The 16814-nt window shown below is 71.9% G+C and carries 14 protein-coding genes and 1 pseudogene; 6 read left to right on the forward strand and 9 right to left on the reverse strand.

The window, feature by feature from the left end; genetic code table 11:
• Nucleotides 1-1939, reverse strand: a 1939-nt coding sequence (locus V7Z97_RS10620) for a hypothetical protein (RefSeq protein ID WP_334163394.1), incomplete at its 3' end; no start/stop codon positions are given.
• Between the two features lie 187 nt (nucleotides 1940-2126).
• Between V7Z97_RS10620 and V7Z97_RS10625 the strand changes: the two genes are divergently transcribed.
• A complete protein-coding gene (locus V7Z97_RS10625) occupies nucleotides 2127-2534 on the forward strand; it encodes an NADH:ubiquinone oxidoreductase subunit NDUFA12 (RefSeq protein ID WP_334163395.1) in 408 nt (135 codons plus the stop codon).
• Nucleotides 2535-2740: 206 nt separating this feature from the next.
• On the forward strand, nucleotides 2741-3391 hold the full coding sequence (locus tag V7Z97_RS10630) for a DUF2155 domain-containing protein (RefSeq protein WP_334163447.1): 651 nt from the start codon (nucleotides 2741-2743) through the stop codon (nucleotides 3389-3391).
• Here V7Z97_RS10630 and aat read toward each other — a convergent pair.
• The 4 genes and pseudogenes from aat to accB form a co-directional block, all read right to left on the reverse strand.
• Nucleotides 3364-3981, reverse strand: a pseudogene (aat, locus tag V7Z97_RS10635) (leucyl/phenylalanyl-tRNA--protein transferase); the annotation flags it as partial. The gene V7Z97_RS10630 and the pseudogene aat sit on opposite strands and share 28 nt — an antisense overlap.
• Nucleotides 3978-4799, reverse strand: a complete 822-nt coding sequence (locus V7Z97_RS10640; protein WP_334163396.1) for an alpha/beta fold hydrolase — start codon at nucleotides 4797-4799, stop codon at nucleotides 3978-3980. The gene V7Z97_RS10640 and the pseudogene aat, both read right to left, overlap by 4 nt.
• Nucleotides 4800-4809: 10 nt before the next feature.
• Entirely contained in the window at nucleotides 4810-6159 is a 1350-nt protein-coding gene (gene accC, locus V7Z97_RS10645) for an acetyl-CoA carboxylase biotin carboxylase subunit (protein ID WP_334163397.1), read from the reverse strand.
• A 5-nt stretch (nucleotides 6160-6164) separates the two neighbouring features.
• The gene (gene accB, locus V7Z97_RS10650; RefSeq protein ID WP_334163398.1) at nucleotides 6165-6650 is read right to left on the reverse strand and encodes an acetyl-CoA carboxylase biotin carboxyl carrier protein; all 486 of its coding nucleotides are present in this window, start codon (nucleotides 6648-6650) and stop codon (nucleotides 6165-6167) included.
• A 253-nt stretch (nucleotides 6651-6903) separates the two neighbouring features.
• Here accB and thiS point away from each other — a divergent pair, with 253 nt between their 5' ends.
• The 3 genes from thiS to V7Z97_RS10665 are packed head-to-tail and all read left to right on the forward strand — an operon-like array spanning nucleotide 6904 to nucleotide 8686.
• Nucleotides 6904-7104 (forward strand): sulfur carrier protein ThiS, encoded by a 201-nt coding sequence (gene thiS, locus V7Z97_RS10655; RefSeq protein WP_334163399.1) that lies wholly within the window; start codon nucleotides 6904-6906, stop codon nucleotides 7102-7104.
• A gap of 1 nt (nucleotide 7105) precedes the next feature.
• A complete protein-coding gene (locus V7Z97_RS10660) occupies nucleotides 7106-7894 on the forward strand; it encodes a thiazole synthase (RefSeq protein ID WP_334163400.1) in 789 nt (262 codons plus the stop codon).
• Nucleotides 7895-7897: 3 nt separating this feature from the next.
• Nucleotides 7898-8686 (forward strand): SDR family oxidoreductase, encoded by a 789-nt coding sequence (locus V7Z97_RS10665; protein WP_334163401.1) that lies wholly within the window; start codon nucleotides 7898-7900, stop codon nucleotides 8684-8686.
• Here the strand turns inward: V7Z97_RS10665 and V7Z97_RS10670 are convergent.
• The 4 genes from V7Z97_RS10670 to V7Z97_RS10685 all read right to left on the reverse strand — a co-directional run bounded on the left by V7Z97_RS10670 (nucleotide 8683) and on the right by V7Z97_RS10685 (nucleotide 15126).
• Nucleotides 8683-10170: an FAD-dependent oxidoreductase gene (locus V7Z97_RS10670; protein ID WP_334163402.1), complete on the reverse strand. Its 1488-nt coding sequence runs from the start codon at nucleotides 10168-10170 to the stop codon at nucleotides 8683-8685. The two genes, V7Z97_RS10665 and V7Z97_RS10670, sit on opposite strands and share 4 nt — an antisense overlap.
• A gap of 83 nt (nucleotides 10171-10253) precedes the next feature.
• Nucleotides 10254-10982 carry a DsbA family protein gene (locus tag V7Z97_RS10675; RefSeq protein ID WP_334163403.1) on the reverse strand — a complete coding sequence of 243 codons (729 nt, stop codon included), beginning with the start codon at nucleotides 10980-10982 and terminating at the stop codon, nucleotides 10254-10256.
• Between the two features lie 32 nt (nucleotides 10983-11014).
• Nucleotides 11015-12421 carry a M48 family metalloprotease gene (locus V7Z97_RS10680; RefSeq protein ID WP_334163404.1) on the reverse strand — a complete coding sequence of 469 codons (1407 nt, stop codon included), beginning with the start codon at nucleotides 12419-12421 and terminating at the stop codon, nucleotides 11015-11017.
• Between the two features lie 47 nt (nucleotides 12422-12468).
• On the reverse strand, nucleotides 12469-15126 hold the full coding sequence (locus V7Z97_RS10685; protein ID WP_334163405.1) for an Rne/Rng family ribonuclease: 2658 nt from the start codon (nucleotides 15124-15126) through the stop codon (nucleotides 12469-12471).
• 416 nt (nucleotides 15127-15542) lie between these two features.
• On the opposite strand from V7Z97_RS10685, the gene V7Z97_RS10690 reads away from it, so the two are divergent.
• Complete coding sequence (locus tag V7Z97_RS10690) at nucleotides 15543-16730, forward strand: N-acetylmuramoyl-L-alanine amidase family protein (protein WP_334163448.1); 1188 nt, start codon at nucleotides 15543-15545, stop codon at nucleotides 16728-16730.
• Nucleotides 16731-16814 lie beyond the last annotated feature (84 nt).

Below are 16814 nucleotides of genomic sequence, written 5' to 3' on the forward strand. Positions count from 1 at the left end.
CGCCGAGCTCGCCGTCGTCGTACTCGCCGGTGTGGATGTAGACCTTGTGGCCGCCGACCGCCGCCTTCTGGATGTAGCCCTTGCGGCGGTCCGGCAGCTTGCGGCGGACGCGCTCGCGCTCGACCACGCGCTCGACGATCCGTTCTTCCGGCGCCGGCGACGCCTCGCGCGTGGCGCGGGCCTCGGCCACGGCCGGGATGTCGAGCGCCAGGTCGGCGGGCGGCGCCGTGCGCCGGACACGGACGGGCAGCGGCGCGGCGAAGGCGGCCATCACGTCATCCACCGTGGCGGCCCAGGGCAGGGTAGTCTCCAGCACCGGCGCGAAGGCGAGCACCGGCTGCAGGATCGTCAGCATGGCCCGCGCAGGCGCCTCGCCGAGCTCGTCGGCGGTGCGGAACGCCCGGCGCTGGGCCGGGGCGAGGAGCGCGGCTTCCGCGAGCGTCTCCGCGCCCAAGGCGTAGGCCTGGGCCTGGGTCACCTCGGCCTTGCCGAAGCCGGCCAGGGCCAGGACGTCGAGCCGCGGGTTGGCCAGCTGCTCGGCCGTCGCGCCGAGTACGTCGCGCACGAAACCTTCGCCGACCACGGCCGGGACGAAGGCGTCTTCCAGTCGCGACACGAAGGGCAGGGCGGCTTCCGCCGCGGCGATCTCGTGGTCAGTGAAGCCGCGGGCGGCGAGCGCCCGATGGTCGACGGCCGGCGCGGCGGCGAGGTCGCCTGCGCCCAGAAGCACGGCGCGCGCCTCCCCGAGGTCCGCGCCCATGGCCGTCAGGCCGCGCAGGGCGGCGTCGGACACCACGCGGACCGCCTCGCCATCGGCGGTCTCGGCGGAGGTGACCGGGCCCGCCCAGGGCGCGCCGGCCAGGCCGCCGCCGCCCAGGCGGAGCGACAGCTCGGGATCGGAGAAGACCGCGAGGCCGCCCTCCAGGGGGACGCCCTCCAGCGCCTTGGCGGCCGCGAGGTAGAGCTCGCGCGCCGTCTCGCGGCCCTCGGGACTGTCGTAGTCGAGACCGTGGGCCACGAGCCACTCGTGCAGGCCGGCGAGGCCGAGCAGCGCCGGCCCGTCGGCCGCGGCGGCGAGCGCCTGGCCGAGGAGCCGCACGGCGGCCTCGAAGGCCTCGATGTCGAAGGCGTCGTCGGACCACAGGGCCATCAGGTTGACGCCGCCGCGTAGGCCCGCCTCCTGCGCCGCCGCCTGCTCGGCGGCGTCCGGGCCGGGCGCCACGGCCACGGCGCCGGTCGCCCAGGCGGCCAGCGCGATCTCGCGGCCCAGATTACCCTTCAGGTCGCGCTTGGACGCGGCGACGGCGAGGCGCAGGCGCTGCGCGTCCTCGGCCGGCGGTTCGGCGGTCCAGGCGGTCTCGCTGGCCTGGGCGAGCGCCACCGCCTCGAGGATCATGGGGTCGTCGGCCCCGGCCGCCCGGGCCGCCTCGGCGGCGCGGGCGAGGCTCGCGTTCTTCTGCGGGTCGGCGCAGGCCTCGGCGTCGCCCTCGCAGCGCAGGATGGCGTCCATCACCGCCTGAAGCTTCTCGGTGAGCGTGCGAGCCGACGCGCGCGCGGCCGCCTGGCCGCGGTGCTGGGCCGTCAAGGCGGCGAGCGCGGAGCTCAGATGCGGGGCGGTGGCGGCCAGGACCAGCGGGCGAGGCCCCTGCGGCGGCGGGGCGATCGCCAGCACCCCGCGGGCCAGCGCTTCGGCCAGCTCGTCGCGGAAGCGGCCCCGGCCGCGCGCGTCCTTCACGATGCCGCGGGCCTGCGCCTGCAGCGCCAGCGCCTCAACATAGTGGGTGATGGCCTCGGTCATGTTCGCCTCCCCGTCCGCCCAGTCCAGCCAGGCTTCGGCGCGCGCGTCGGTCCAGGCGGTGGGCGCCTGCAGCTCGACAAGGCCGCTCGAGAGCTCCAGCACCCGGCCTTCGATTCCCGCCCGCCACGCACCTTCGCCCATCATCCGACTCCCATCGCGGAAGGGTAGGCGGGCGATTCAGGTGCTAGCAATAGATGTTGCGGTCACAAGGCCGTTCATCCCCAACATCTTGCCATTTGGCGCGGCGCTCCGCGCGGCTGGACGCCCCATGGGGCGCCGCCTATAGTCCGCGCGCGTTCAAGCCTCCCCAGAGCAGTCGAGCCGTCCTTTGTCGAACCTTCTCAAGACCCTCTTCACCTGGTGGAACGGCGCCACGCCGGGCATCCACTTCACCATCGCCCGCCGCGCGCGGCTGGTGGGCAAGGACGAGTACGGCAACCGCTATTACGAGGCGAAGGACGACCGCGACAGCTACGACAAGAACCGTCGCCGGCGCTGGGTGATCTTCAACGGCTACGCCGAGGCTTCCAAGGTCCCGCCCGACTGGCACGGCTGGCTGCACTACACCTTCGACGAGCCGCCCACCGAGATCCCGCTGCCGCGCAAGGCGTGGGAGAAGGAGCACCGGCCGAACCTCTCGGGCACCATCTACGCCTACCGCCCCAAGGGCTCGCTGGCCCGCGGCGGGGAGCGCCAAAGGGCCACAGGCGACTACGAGGCCTGGACGCCGGAATAATCGCGGCCGTGACCCGACTCGCCCCATCCCGTCTGCTGAAGCGCGCCGTCTGGGCCCTGGCGCTGACGGGGATGACGGCCGGCGGCCTGGTCTCGGCCCAGCCGGCGCCGCAGCAGGGCCCGCCGCCCGCACCGCTCCCGACCCCCGGTCCGGGCGCTCAGGTGCCCGAGGAGGCGCCGCCGATCGACGTCCCGCCGCCGGCGCCCATGGTCGTGCCGCCGATCTCCGAGAAGGAGGTCGCGCCCGCCCCGGCGCCCAGGGCGCAGGTGGTCGAGACGCCGGCCGAGACGCCGGTGCGCCGCGCCCGCTACGACGTCGCCATCCTGCAGGCCCTGGACAAGGTGACCGCCGAATCCCTCCGGTTCGAAGCCGCCGTGGGCCGGCCCGTGCGCTACAAGAACCTGGTGTTCACGGTGCGCGCCTGCGAGCGCTCGGCGCCGGACGAGCCGGTCGAGGACTCCATCGCCTACCTGACGGTGGATTCCCAGCCCAGGCCAGCCCCGGGCAAGCCCGCGCCGCCGGCCCGCCAGGCCTTCCGCGGCTGGATGTACGCGTCCTCGCCGGGCCTGAACCCGCTGCAGCACCCGAGCTACGACGCCTGGCTGATCACCTGCAGGGCCGCGCGACCGCTGACGCCGGCTCCGGCCGCCGGGGCGTCCCGTTCCGCCGCCGCCGTCCCACCGGCGGCGAGGCCCGCGGCTCCGCCCCCCAAGGCGGAGCCGGCGCCGGCGGCCAAGGCATCCGCCTCGCCTGCGCCGAAGGCGGCGCCAACTCCCGCGCCCAAGGCGGCGACGCCACCCGCGCCGGCGCCCAAGGCCGCGGCCGCTCCACCCCCGGCCGAAGAGCCGATCACGTAGAAGTCGCCGTCGACGGCAAGCGCCCGGTCTAGACGCTTCAGGTACTCCCGGCGGGGGATTTCCTCCGCGCCGAACTGGGCGAGATGCTCGGTCATGAACTGGGCGTCCAGCAGCCTGAACCCCCCGGCGATCAGCCGCGCCACCAGGTGGACCAGGGCCACCTTGGAGGCGTCGCGCGCCCGACTGAACATGCTCTCGCCGAAGAAGGCGCCCCTCAGCGCCACGCCGTAGAGGCCACCGACGAGGACGCCGTCCTGCCAGCATTCGACGCTGTGGGCGAAGCCCTGGTCATGGAGGCCGACGTAGAGGCGCTCGATCGGGTGGTTGATCCAGGTCTCCGTGCGGCCGGGCTTGGATTCGGCGCAGGCCTGGACCACGTCGCGGAAGGCGGTGTCCACGCGCACCTCGAAGACGTCTGAGCGCACCGTGCGCGCCAGCCGCTTCGACACGTGGAAGCGGTCCAGCGGGATCACCCCGCGCCGCTCCGGGTCGATCAGGAAGACCCGCATGTCCTCCCGCGCGTCGGCCATGGGGAAGACCCCGCGGGCGTAGCAGGCCAGGAGGTCGCGAGGTCCGAAGCCGGTGCTCATGGAGCCTTGGGATCGTGGGCGTTGATGAACTCCACCAGGGCTTCCTTGTAGCCGGGATCGGCCAGGGCCGTCGCGTGGTCGCGGCCCTTCAGCACCACGAGCCGGAAGTCGGGCAGGCTGCGCCTCATCAGTGCGGTGAAGCGGGTGGGGGTGTCGTACTCGCCGATGATCGCCAGCACCGGGAAGGACACCCTGCGCGGATCGATGGCGGGGGTGGTGGCCGGCTGCGCCCGGCGGCCCTGCTCCATGGCGCGAAGGGCCTCCAGGTTGCGCTCGACCCAGAGTTTGCGTGCCAGGGGCGGCGGCTCGCGGTCGCGGCCTTTCGGATCCTGCGCCAGGGCGGCCGCGTCCGCCCGACGGTCGGGCTCCAGCAGGCCCGAGCCGCCAAAGGTGGCGGTGATGATCCGCCCGGGGGCCAGGGCCAGGAGCGGGGCCATCATCTCCCCGCCCATGGAATAGCCCGCCATATGGGCCTTCTCGATCCCGAGCTGGTCCATGATCTCGAGCACGTCCTGCGGGAAGCGGTCCGAGGCGTAGCGCTTCGGGGCTGTCGGGCGGTCGCTCCGCCCCTGGCCGCGGAAGTCCAGGGCGAGGACGCGGTGCTCGGCCGCCAGCGCCGGCAGGATGCCGGTGGCGACGTAGTTGGACTCCGCCGTCCCGGTGCTGCCGTGCAGCAGGATCACCGGCGTGCCGGCGCCCGCTTCCAGGTAGTGAATTCTCACGCCATCCGAGACGGTGGCGAACTTCGAGGCCGGGGCCTGGGCGTGGGCCGCCCCGCCGAGGAACGCGACGAACAGGAGGATCAGGACGCCGCGCAAGAGCTCCCCGTCAGGCCGCCGCCTGGGCCTTCATCCAGTTTTCGAGCCAGTGGATGTTGTAATCGCCCTTGATGATGTCCGGATTGGACATCAGCTCCTGGAAGAGCGGGATGTTGGTGTCGATGCCGGCCACCACCACCTCGTTCAGGCAGCGGCAGAGCCTCGCGATGCACTCCTCGCGGTCCCGGCCGTGGACGATCAGCTTGCCGATCAGGCTGTCGTAGTAGGGCGGGATCGAATAGCCGGCGTAGAGCGCGCTATCCATCCGCACGCCCAGGCCGCCGGGCGCGTGGAAGTCGGTCACCAGGCCGGGCGAAGGGGCGAAGGTCTTCGGGTTCTCGGCGTTGATCCGGCATTCGATGGCGTGGCCCTCGAAGACCACCTCCTCCTGCCGGAACGACAGCGGCTCGCCCGCGGCGATGCGGATCTGCTCCCTCACCAGGTCGATGCCGGTGATCGCCTCGGTGACCGGGTGTTCCACCTGCAGGCGGGTGTTCATCTCGATGAAGAAGAACTCGCCGTCCTCGTACAGGAACTCGATAGTGCCGACGCCGAGATAGCCTATGGCGCGGACCGCATCGACCACCACCTTGCCGATCTTGGCGCGGGCGGCGGCGTCGATGACCGGGGAGGGGGCTTCCTCCAGCACCTTCTGGTGCCGACGCTGCAGCGAGCAGTCGCGTTCGCCCAGGTGCACGACGTTGCCGTGGCTGTCGGCCACGACCTGCAGCTCGATGTGGCGGGGCCGCTGGAGGTAGCGTTCCATGTAGACCGCGTCGTCGCCGAAAGCCGCCTTGGCCTCGGAGCGAGCGGTGCCGACCGCCTCGGCGAGGTCGGCCTCGGTCTTGGCGACCTTCATGCCGCGCCCGCCGCCGCCGGCGGCGGCCTTGATCAGGACCGGGAAGCCGATCTCGCGGGCCGCCGCGAAGGCTTCCTCCTCGGTGGTCACGCCGCCGTCGGAGCCGGGGACGACGGGGATGCCGGCTTCCTTCACCGTCTGCTTGGCGGTGATCTTGTCGCCCATGATCCGGATGTGCTCCGGCTTCGGCCCGATGAAGGTGAAGCCGTGGGCGTTCACGATCTCGGCGAAGCGGGCGTTCTCGGACAGGAAGCCGTAGCCCGGATGGATGGCCTGGGCGCCCGTGATCTCGGCCGCGGCGATGATCGAGGGGATGTTCAGGTAGCTCTTCGCCGCAGGCGCGGGCCCGATGCAGACGCTCTCGTCGGCCAGCCGCACCCACATGGCGCCGGAATCGGCCTCCGAGTGCACGGCGACGGTGGAGATGCCCATCTCCTTGCACGCCCGGTGGACGCGGAGCGCGATCTCGCCTCGGTTGGCGATCAGGATCTTCTCGAACATCGAATCTACTCGATGACCGCGAGCGGCTCGCCGAACTCCACCGGCTGGCCGTCGGCCACGAGGATCTCCACGATCTTGCCGGCCTTCGGCGCGGGGATCGGGTTCATGGTCTTCATGGCCTCGACGATCATCATCGTCTGGCCGGCGCTGACCGTGTCGCCCACCTTCACGAAGGGATCGGCGCCCGGCTGCGGCTGCAGGTAGACGGTGCCGACCATCGGCGAATTCACCGCGTCCCCGCGGATGCGCTCGGCCGGAGCGGCCTCGGCAGGACCGGCGGCCGCCGGAGCATGGGCCGGCGCGTGTGCGACGGGGGCCGGGGCGGCGGCGTAGTGCACGGGCGCCGCGGTCAGGGTCTTGGCCACACGGATCTTCAGCTCCCCGTGCTCCACCTCGATCTCGGACAGGCCGGTGTCGGTGAGGATGTCGGCCAGTTTGCGCACCAGGCGCGCGTCGAACGGATCGGCGGGAGCCTTGGGACTGCTAGCCATGGAATAGCCCTTGTTCAGCAAAGGGGATGTGCCGGTAACGCCCGGCGCAGCCTCAGTGTTCGGTTTCGGTGTGGCGACGGTGGCGCGGTCGAGGGGGCTCGGCCCCGCAGGTCTCCGGCTCGCGACCCGCGCGGACGTTGGAAATGGGGCCGCTCAGCACATAGATCGGTTTCGACATTCGGCTCCGCCGTCGATTCCGGCGTCTTGTAACGGGCAGGGCGGCGGGTCACAAGCATCCCAACCGGAGGCCTGCATGAACCTGATCCTCAACGGCGAAGCGCGCGCCTTCCAGGGCGTGGCCGACGTCGCGGGTCTGGTGGCGGAACTGGGCCTGGACGCGCGCAAGGTGGCCGTGGAGCGGAACCTGGAAATCGTCCCCCGCTCGGCCTATGCGCAGACCGCGCTTTCGGACGGCGACCGGATCGAGATCGTGCATTTTATCGGAGGCGGCTGAGATGGACGGCAACGCGCAGGTCGAGGACACCTGGTCGGTGGCGGGCCGGACCTTCCGCTCCCGGCTGATCATCGGCACCGGCAAGTACAAGGACTACGCCCAGAACGCCGCCGCGGCCGAGGCCGCCGGAGCCGAGATCGTCACCGTGGCGCTGCGCCGGGTGAACCTCTCTGACCGCAGCCAGCCGATGCTGGTGGACCATGTGAAGCCCGACCGCTTCACCTTCCTGCCCAACACCGCCGGCTGCTACACCGGCGAGGACGCGGTGCGGACCCTGCGCCTGGCCCGGGAGGCCGGCGGCTGGGACCTGGTGAAGCTGGAGGTGCTCTCCGACACCAAGCATCTGCTGCCGGACATGGAGGAGACGCTGCGGGCGCTGAAGATGCTCGTGGCAGAGGGCTTCCAGGTGATGGTCTACTGCTCGGACGATCCGGTCTACGCCCAGAAGCTGGAGGACGCAGGGGCCTCGGCGATCATGCCGGCGGCGGCCCCGATCGGCTCGGGGCGCGGCATCCAGAACTTCCTCAACCTCGGCCTGATCATCGAGCAGGCGAAGGTCCCGGTCCTGGTCGACGCGGGCGTCGGCACGGCCTCCGACGCCGTGCTGGCCATGGAGATCGGATGCGACGCCGTGCTGATGAACACCGCGATCGCCGGCGCCAAGGATCCGATCCGCATGGCCCGGGCGATGAGGCACGCCGTCATCGCCGGGCGCGAGGCCTTTCTCGCCGGGCGGATGTCGAAGCGGATGTACGCCGAGCCGTCCTCGCCGCTCTCGGGGCTGATCTGAGCCATGGCGGGGGCGCGGAAGTCGATCTTCATCACCGGAGCCGCCTCCGGCATGGGCCGGGAGACGGCGCGGCTGTTCGCCGGCAAGGGCTGGTTCGTGGGCGCCTATGACGTCAACGAGGGCGGGCTGAAGGACCTGCAGACCGAGCTCGGCGCGGAGAACTGCCTGATCCGGCGCCTGGACGTCACCGACCGCGCCGACTACCGCGCCGCGCTCGACGCCTTTGGGCCCGTGGCCGGCGGGCGGCTCGACCTGCTGTTCAACAACGCCGGCATCGGCAAGGGCGGGCCGTTCGACCAGCAGCCGTTCGAGGACATCCTGGCGGTGGTGCAGGTGAACCTGGTCGGCGTGCTGATCGGTATCTACGAGGCGATCCCGCTGCTCAAGGCCACGCCCGGCTCGCTCTGCTTCACCACCTCGTCCTCCTCGGCGACGTTCGGCATGCCGGGGATCGCGGTCTATTCGGCGACCAAGCACGCCGTTAAGGGCCTGACCGAGGCGCTGTCGGTGGAGTTCAAGGCCTATGGCGTCCGCGTCGCCGACGTCCTGCCCGGCCTGATCGACACGCCGATCCTGCCCCGCGAGGCGCTGGAGAACGCGCCCAAGGAGGGCATGTTCAGGGCCATGCCGGCGAGCGCCGTGGCCGAGGTGGTCTGGGAGGCCTACCACTCCGAGAAGCTGCACTGGTACGTGCCGGAGGAGATCGCCGAACTGGACAGGATGGCGACGCTGGCGCCCGAGGCGACCCGCGACCAGATGGCCCAGCAGTCGCTGTTCGGGAAGCGCGACTAGGCGGCTTCGAGGCGGCGCAGGTCGGCGTCGGGGGAGAGACCGAGCATGGCCAGCATCTCGGTGCGGCCGGGCCCGGCCTTGGGCCGGTAGGCGGCGGCGTTGGCCTTCCTGCCGCGCGCCCAGTAGCCCAGCACCTTGGCGAGGTTCGCCGGACGCTTCAGCCAGGCCTCCGGATGCTCCAGCATGTGGAAGCCGCGCAGGAAGGCGCGGAGCAGGTCGGGGTCGGAACGGATGGCGACCGTCACCCCGTCCTCCAAGAAGGCCTTGCCGAGCTTCTGACGCAGGCCGGGACGGTAGCCGGGGGTCAGCGCCTGCCGGGCGCGGGCGATCCCGCGCCGGTCGGAATCGCGCATCACGTCATAGTAGGGCCGGATCTCGGCGGTCACCTTCGCCTGGTAGCGCACCAGACGATCGGCGGGATCGGCGGCCTCCTCCAGAGCCTGGCGCAGCAGGGTGGCGCTGACCGCCGCCACCGAGCAGCCACGGCCGTAGAGCGGGTTGGTGCGCACGTGGCTGTCGCCGACGGGGAAGAAGCCGAGGACGGCGGCCCGGCCGCCCGGCGCCAGGTCGTGCCAGCGGTTCTGCAGGTCGCCCATGCCGTAGACGCGGCCCACGCCCTGCGCCCGCTCCGGCGCGATCCAGGGCGCCACGCCTGGCAGCGCCCGGCAGATGGCGTCGAAGGTTTCCGGGGCCATGATCGCCCGGCGCAGCTCCTCCTCGACCTCGGGCAGGCAGAGCGTGATCGAGAAGCAGCCGTTGTCGCCGGGGAAGACGCCGAACTTCAGGTAGTCGAGATCGCCGGTGGACGGTGGGCCGCCGCGCGGCGGCTCGGCCGCGCCGGGAAGAAGGCGGTAGTGGCGGGTGAAGTAGAGGACGCCGGTCGGCTCGGTGTCGGTCGCCACGGTGGCCCCCGCGGCCACCAGGGTCGCGACGGCGTCGGAGGTGCGGCCGCCCGCGTCGACGACCATGTCGCCGGAGAGCTCCGAACCGTCCTCCAGCCGCACGCCGGTGACGCGGGGCGGCGTTCCGGACGCGATCACCAGTTCGCGCACGAAGGTCTCGGCCCGCAGGGTGACGCCCGGCAGCCGTTCCACATAGCCGCGGATCACCAGCTCCAGGGTCGTGCGGCGGCTGGTGAGGATGGCCAGGTCCGCGTCCACGGGCTTGGGTGAGTAGGCGCGCCGGTGGACGGGGGTCAGGCCCTCCTCGAAGGTCAGCTCGCGGCAGCCGGCGGCCAGCAGTTCGGCCAGCAGGGCGGGGTGCTCGTCCCGGATCAGGTTGCGCAGGCGGGCCAGGAAGGCGTGACTGTGGCGGAGCTGGCCGACGCCGCGGCGGCTCCAGTCGGCGAAGGCGGCGTCGGGACCGCCCGCCGGCGGCCCGGGATCGCGCTCCAGCAGCATGACCTCGCGGCCTGTGGGCGCCAGCGCCAGCGCCGTCCACAGCCCGGCCATGCCCGCGCCGATCACCAGCACCTTCTCGGACATTCCCGGGCTCCGCCTCGGCCTCTCGATGGCGGCAGGGTCCGTGCTTGCCGCAGGGGCGGTCAAGCGGATCCGCGGGGCGCGGTCTAGCTGATGCGCTTCAGGTCCTTGCCCTTCACCTGCAGGATGGCGGCGCGCAGGGCGTTGACGTCGGCGCCCGGGATCATGACGTCGCCGACCACGAAGGCCGGCGTGCCCTCGATGTTGAGCGCCTGGGCGAGCGCCCGGGTGTCGGAGATGTGGCGGGCGATGGCGGGGGCCTGCGCCGCCCGGCGGGCCTGGGCCGGGTCGATCCCGACCTCGCGCAGGTGGCGGTCCAGGGCGGCCTCGGTCAGCGCCTTGTCGGCCATCCAGCGGCCGTAGACGTCGAGGCCCTTGGCCTTCACGGGCTGGGTCAGGGCGAGCCGGGCGGCGGAGTCCGACACCTCGCCGAAGATCGGCAGCTCCTTGAAGACGAAGCGGACGTCGGGGTTCTCCCGGATCAGCTTGGTCACCTCGGGGGCGACCACCTTACAGTAGCTGCAGCGGTAGTCGTAGAACTCCACCACCGTGTACTTGCCGTTGGGGTTGGCCACGAAGTCGCGCGGATCGCGTTCCAGCGCCGCCCGGTGCTTGTCGATGGCGGCGGTGGAGGCCTTGATCGCCTCCGCCTGCTTCTTCTCGTTCAGCTTCATCGCCACCTCCTCCAGCACCTCCGGGTGCTCCAGGAGGTAGGCGCGCACGCGCTCGCCGAAGGCGGCGTCCTGCGGCTTGTCGCAGGCGGAGAGGGCGAGGGCGGCGGAGAGCGCCAGGACGACGCGGGGAGGGGACAGCATGGGGCTCAGATAGGGCCTGGGCGCCGCGGCGCCTAGCGGGTCTGGCGGGCGGAGATGGAGCCTTCGCGCGCCAGGTCCTTCAGATCCTCGCGGTCGGGGCTGGAGGCGAGCACGATGTCGGTGGCCCGCCGCCACTGAGGCGAGCCCCGGTCCAGCATCTCTCGGGCCCGCATGGCGAACACCCGGGCCTGCCGCTTGTCGCCGACGTTGAAGTTGTACTCGGCGGTGGCGAGCCGGGCGAGGCCGTCCTGTCCCTGCCGGTCGTAGGCCTCGGCGAGCAGGCGCCAGGCGACGGCGTTGTCGTCCTCCTGGGTCAGCGCCTTCTTCAGCTCGGCGATGCCTTCCTCGACCTTGGCCTTGTCGTCCAGGGCGATCAGCGTCTGCCCCAGGTTCACCCGCAGGAGCGGGGCGTCCGGCTTCAGCTCCACGGAACGGCGCTGCGGCTGCTCGGCCTCGGCCGCGCGGCCGAACTCGAACAGCACCTGGCCCTTCAGTTCCCAGAGGTACGGATTGTCCGGCTGCTCCTGCAGCAGGGCGTCGATCAGCTTCAGCGCCCGGTCGGGCTCCTTGAGCTGGTAGTAGGCGATCGCGCGGGCGTAGCGGGCCGGATAGGACCTGTCGGTCTCGGCGTACTTCACGATCGCGACCTGCGGGTTCAGGAAGCCGTCCAGCTTGGCCTTCATGACCGCGTGCTCGGCCATCGCCTCGGGCGTGTCGACCTTGTCGTAGTTGGGCAGGGCCTCGACCCGACGGCGCAGGGCCTCGATCCGGTCGGACGAGAGCGGGTGGCTGCGGAAGTAGGCGTACCGGCGGCTTTCGCTGAAGACCTCCTGGTAGCGGAAGTTGTCGAAGAAATCGGCCAGGCCCTTGCCCGAGATGCCGGCCTTCTCGAGCAGGGTGGCGCCGGCCTGGTCGGCGCGGCTTTCCTGCTCGCGGCTGTAACCCAGCGCGCCCAGCGTCCCGAAGTAGCTGGCCGACCCGGCGAGGCCCGCGGCGGCCTCGGGAGAGCCGGCCAGGGCGGCGAGCACGCCCAGGCCCATGGTCAGCAGGAACGGCCGCATGCCCGCCCGGTTCATGTCGCCCGAGCGGGCGCTGTGGCCGGCGGCCAGGTGGGCCACTTCGTGCCCGATGACGCCCTGCAACTCGTTGGGCGTCTTCGATTCCAGGATCAGGCCCGTGTAGACGCCCATGGTGCGGGGCGCCGCGAAGGCCTGCAGGTCCTTGCCGCCGATCAGCAGGATGTCGATCGTCTTCGAGTCGATCCCGGCGGCGTCGAAGATCGGCGCGGAGTCCTTGCGCAGGATCTCCTCGATCTCGGTGTCGCGGATGAGGGAGATGCCCTCGCCCTGGGCGACCGCGGGAGCCGGGTGGATCACCAGGCTCGCCGCGGCCGTCAGGGCCAGGGCGAAACAGCGAACCGACCGGGAAAGGGACACCATGCTCAACGTCCTGTCACGCCCCTCGTCCCCGTCGGAACCCTAACGCGTCAGCCGCGTCGCCACCAGCCTCGGCGCGGCGCGGCCGGCGGCGCGGAGATCTCCGCCGGATCCGGCGTGGCCGGGACGGGAGCTGGCGCAGCTGCCGGTTCGGGCGCGGAAACCGCCTCAGGCTCAGGCGCCGGCGCAGAGGCGGTCGCCCTGCGACGGCTGGCCCGGGGCGCGCGCTCGGCCGCGACGGCGACCGGCTGGGGCTCGGGCTCCGGCGCTGCAACCGGTTCCGGGGCGGTCTCGACCGCCGGAGAGGCCTCCGCCGCCGGCGCTTCGGCGACCACGGTCTCGGTCTGCGCCTCGGTGGCGACGTCCGCCTTGCGGCTGCGGCTGCGGCGGGCCCGCTTCGGCTTCTCCTCCAGCGCGGGCAGTTCGACCCAGATCTCCTCCTCGGCGGCCGGAGCCGGCGCGGCGGAAACCGACGGGGCCGCCTCGACCGCTTCCGCCGCCACGGGAGCGGGCGCCGGCGCCGGCCGCTCGTCGTTGGCGGGCGTCGGGGTCGGCGCAGAAGCCTGGGCGCGCCTCAGGTCCTCGGCCGGGTCGTACCAGACGAACGGATCGTCGCCGTAGGGCACCCACGGACGGGTCCAGGCGAAGGCGTCCTGCGGCCGGGCGTCGTCGCGCATCCGGCGACCGCCGCGGCGGCCCCGGCGGCGGCGGCGTCCGCCGTGCCCGCCTTCCTCGTCGTCCTGGGCTTCCACCGGGCGGGGCGGGGCCTCGCCGGCTTCGCGCGGCTCGCGGGCCTCGCGGGGTTCGTCCCCGCGGCGACCGCGGCGGCGGCGGCGGCGTCCGCCGCGGCGGCCCTCGGCGTCGTCGTGGCGGTCCTCTTCACGCGGACGGCGCGGCTCGGCGGAGGTCGGCTCCCCGTCCTCTTCGGCTTCCTCGCCGTCCTCGTCTTCCTCTTCCTCGTCCTCGTACGCCTCGTCGTCATAGCCGTCGTCGGCCGGCGGCTCGTAGGCCTGGACCGGGGCGTGGACGATGGCGGCGTGCTCGGCGCGGGTCTCCGTCGCCGTCCGCTCGATCTGGTGGTCGGCGTGCGCCATGTCGTCGTCGATGACGACGGTCACGAACAGGCCGAACGCCTGGTGCAGGCGCGCCAGATGCGCGCGCTTCTCGTTGAGGATGTAGAGGCCCACGGCGCGGGGCACGGTCAGCGTCGCCTCGCCGCCGCCCTTCAGCGCCTCGATCTCCAGCGCCCGCAGGGACGCCAGCGCGCTCGATTCCACCGAGCGCACCCGGCCGGTGCCGGCGCAGTGCTCGCAGACGTGGGTGGTGCCTTCCAGCACGCCGGTGCGGCGGCGCTGGCGGCTGATCTCCATCAGGCCGAACGGACTGATCTTGCCCATCTGCACGCGGGCGCGGTCGTCCTTCAGGCAGTCCTTCAGCTTCTTCTCGACCGCCCGGTTGTTCTTCGCCTCATCCATGTCGATGAAGTCGATGACGATCAGGCCGGCCAGGTCGCGCAGCCGGAGCTGCCGGGCGGCCTCCTCGGCGGCCTCCATGTTGGTCTTCATCGCCGTGGCTTCGATGTTCCGCTCGCGGGTCGAGCGGCCGGAGTTCACGTCGACGGCGACCAGCGCCTCGGTCTGGTTGATCACCAGATAGCCGCCGCTGCGCAGCGGGACCACGGGCGAGTAGATCTGGCTGAGGTGGTCCTCGACCCGGTGCTTGACGAAGAGCGGGGTCGGCTCGCGGTAGAGCTGCACCTTCTTCGCCTGGCTGGGCATCAGCATGCGCATGAAGTCGCGCGCTTCCTTGAAGGCGCTCTCGCCCTCGACGAACACCCCGTCGATGTCCTTGTCGTAGAGGTCGCGGATCGCCCGCTTCACGAGGTCCTCTTCCTCGTAGATCAGGGCCGGCGCGATCGAGTGCAGCGTCGTCTCGCGGATGTTCTCCCAGAGGCGCAGCAGATAGTCGTAGTCGCGCTTCAGCTCGGCCTTGGTGCGCTTGGCGCCCGCCGTGCGGACGATCAGGCCCATGCCCTGCGGCACGTCGAGGCTCTGGACGATGGTCTTCAGGCGCTTGCGGTCGGTGGCCGTGGTGATCTTGCGGCTGATCCCGCCGCCGCGGGCGGTGTTCGGCATCAGGACGCCGTAGCGGCCGGCGAGCGACAGGTAGGTGGTCAGGGCCGCGCCCTTGTTGCCGCGCTCTTCCTTGACGACCTGCACCAGCATGATCTGCCGGCGGCGGATCACCTCCTGGATCTTGTACTTGCGCATCAGCCGGCGGCGGCGGCGCGCAAGCTCCTCCTCCATGACGTCGTCGTCGTCCTCGGAGGCGGTGGCGGCGTCCTCGTCGTCGCCATCCTCGGAGGGTTCCTCCGAGACGGCCGCGCGGCGGCCGCGGGCGGGACGTTCGTCCTCCTCGTCCTCCTCGGCCTCCTCGCGCAGCAGGGCTTCGCGGTCGGCGACCGGGATCTGGTAGTAGTCGGGGTGGATCTCGTTGAAGGCGAGAAAGCCGTGGCGGTTGCCGCCGTACTCGATGAAGGCCGCCTGCAGCGACGGCTCAACGCGCGTCACCTTGGCGAGATAAATGTTCCCTCTGAGCTGCTTGCGGTTCTGGCTCTCGAAATCGAACTCTTCAACGCGGGTCCCGTCGACGACCACCACACGCGTTTCTTCCGCGTGCGCTGCGTCGATCAGCATGTTCTTGGGCATTAAGTGAATCTCCACGGCGCGCTGAGCGCTGCCGGCAAATGGAATAGGCGCGCGCGCCGCCCGGGAAGACGCCGGAGTCGGCGTCTCGGGAGGCCATTGGGCCAGTATCGGCGTGAGCTGCGCAGCCCATCAGGTGTGTTCCCAGGCGCGTCCTTGATTGGGCGCGGATCGGATGATGCGTCGTCACCGAGGGTTCGGTCGAAGCCGACGCGGGCTTGATGTCGCGCGCTCCTGGCGAGGCCGGTTCGGCGCGGCGGGCGGGACTTTGCAACACCGGGCAGGAAAAGGAAAGCCGAACCCGCCCCCGCCGGGCGAAAGGTCTTGTTAACCGATTGTCCACCGACCCCGCGGCTATATGGCCCTTCATTCCTCTTTTCGAAGTCCGTAGGCTGGAGCCCGCAAAAATGCTGGCGCGTATGGGGCAGGGTTTGTGGAGGCATAAGGGCTGGGCCGCGATCGGTTCGGCCGCCGCGGTGCTGTGCCTGGCCGGCGTCGCCGTGGGCCACGCCGCCGCCGCTTCCGCCGACCTGCTGAAAGTCCGCCTGGGCGGGGACGCCGCCCAGACCCGCATCGTCATCGATCTCGACCGCTCGGCCAGCGCCAAGCTGGTCTCCGACGGCGCCGCCGACCGCCGCGTCACCGTCGTGCTGCCGGGCGTCACCGCCTCCGGCGGCCTGCAGGGCGGGGGGCACGGCCTGGTGCGGGCGTGGATGGTCGACCAGACCGCCGCCGGCGCGCGGCTGCAGCTGGACCTCGCCGCCGACGCCAAGGTGAAGCGCCGCTTCCTGCTGCCGCCGGCCGACGGGGTGGACCACTACCGCTATGTGGTGGACGTCGCGCCCCTGCCGCCGGCCGAGGTGAAGCTCGCCAAGGCGAGCGCGCCGAAGCTCCGGCCCCGGCTGCTGCCGGTCCGCGACGAGCTGTCGCTCAAGAAGGTGGTGGTGATCGACGCCGGCCACGGCGGAAGCGACCCCGGCGCCCGCGGCGCGGAGGGCTTCGAGAAGGACCTGAACCTCGCCGCCGCCAAGCAGCTGAAGGCGCGGCTGGAGCGGAGCGGCCGCTACAAGGTCATCATGACCCGCGAGACCGACGCCTATGTCGGCCTCGCCAGCCGCGTGCGCATCGCCCAGCGGGCCGACGCCGACCTGTTCATCTCCCTGCACGCCGATTCCGGGCCGGAGCCCGGCCTGCGCGGCGCCAGCGTCTACACCCTCTCCGACAAGGCGAGCGCGCGCGCCGCCCAGTTCGTCAGCAAGGACGACTGGTTCATGAAGGCCAGCCTGTCCGGCGACCGCGGCGTCAGCGACATCCTGCTGGACCTCACCCAGCGGGCGACCCGCAACCGCTCGGCCGCCTTCGCCCAGACCCTGGTCGCCAACATCGAGGGCGAGGCGCCCCTACTGCGCCGCAGCCACCGCGACGCCGGCTTCATGGTGCTGCTGGCGCCCGACGTGCCGGCCGTGCTGCTGGAGATGGGCTTCGTCTCCAACCCCGAGGACGAGCAGCTGCTGCGCGACGTCCAGCGCCGCGGGGCGCTGATGAACGCCGTCGGCGACGCCATCGACGACTACTTCGCCGAAGCCACCCGGCTTGCGGCGCGCTGACGCGGCAGGGGCGGCGGGCCGTTGGCGCCCGCCCCGACGCACGCTAGACGAGGTCCCGAGGGGCGCCATCGCCCCGGAGGCAGG

Source organism: Phenylobacterium sp. (assembly GCF_036821595.1).
Lineage (GTDB): Bacteria > Pseudomonadota > Alphaproteobacteria > Caulobacterales > Caulobacteraceae > Phenylobacterium.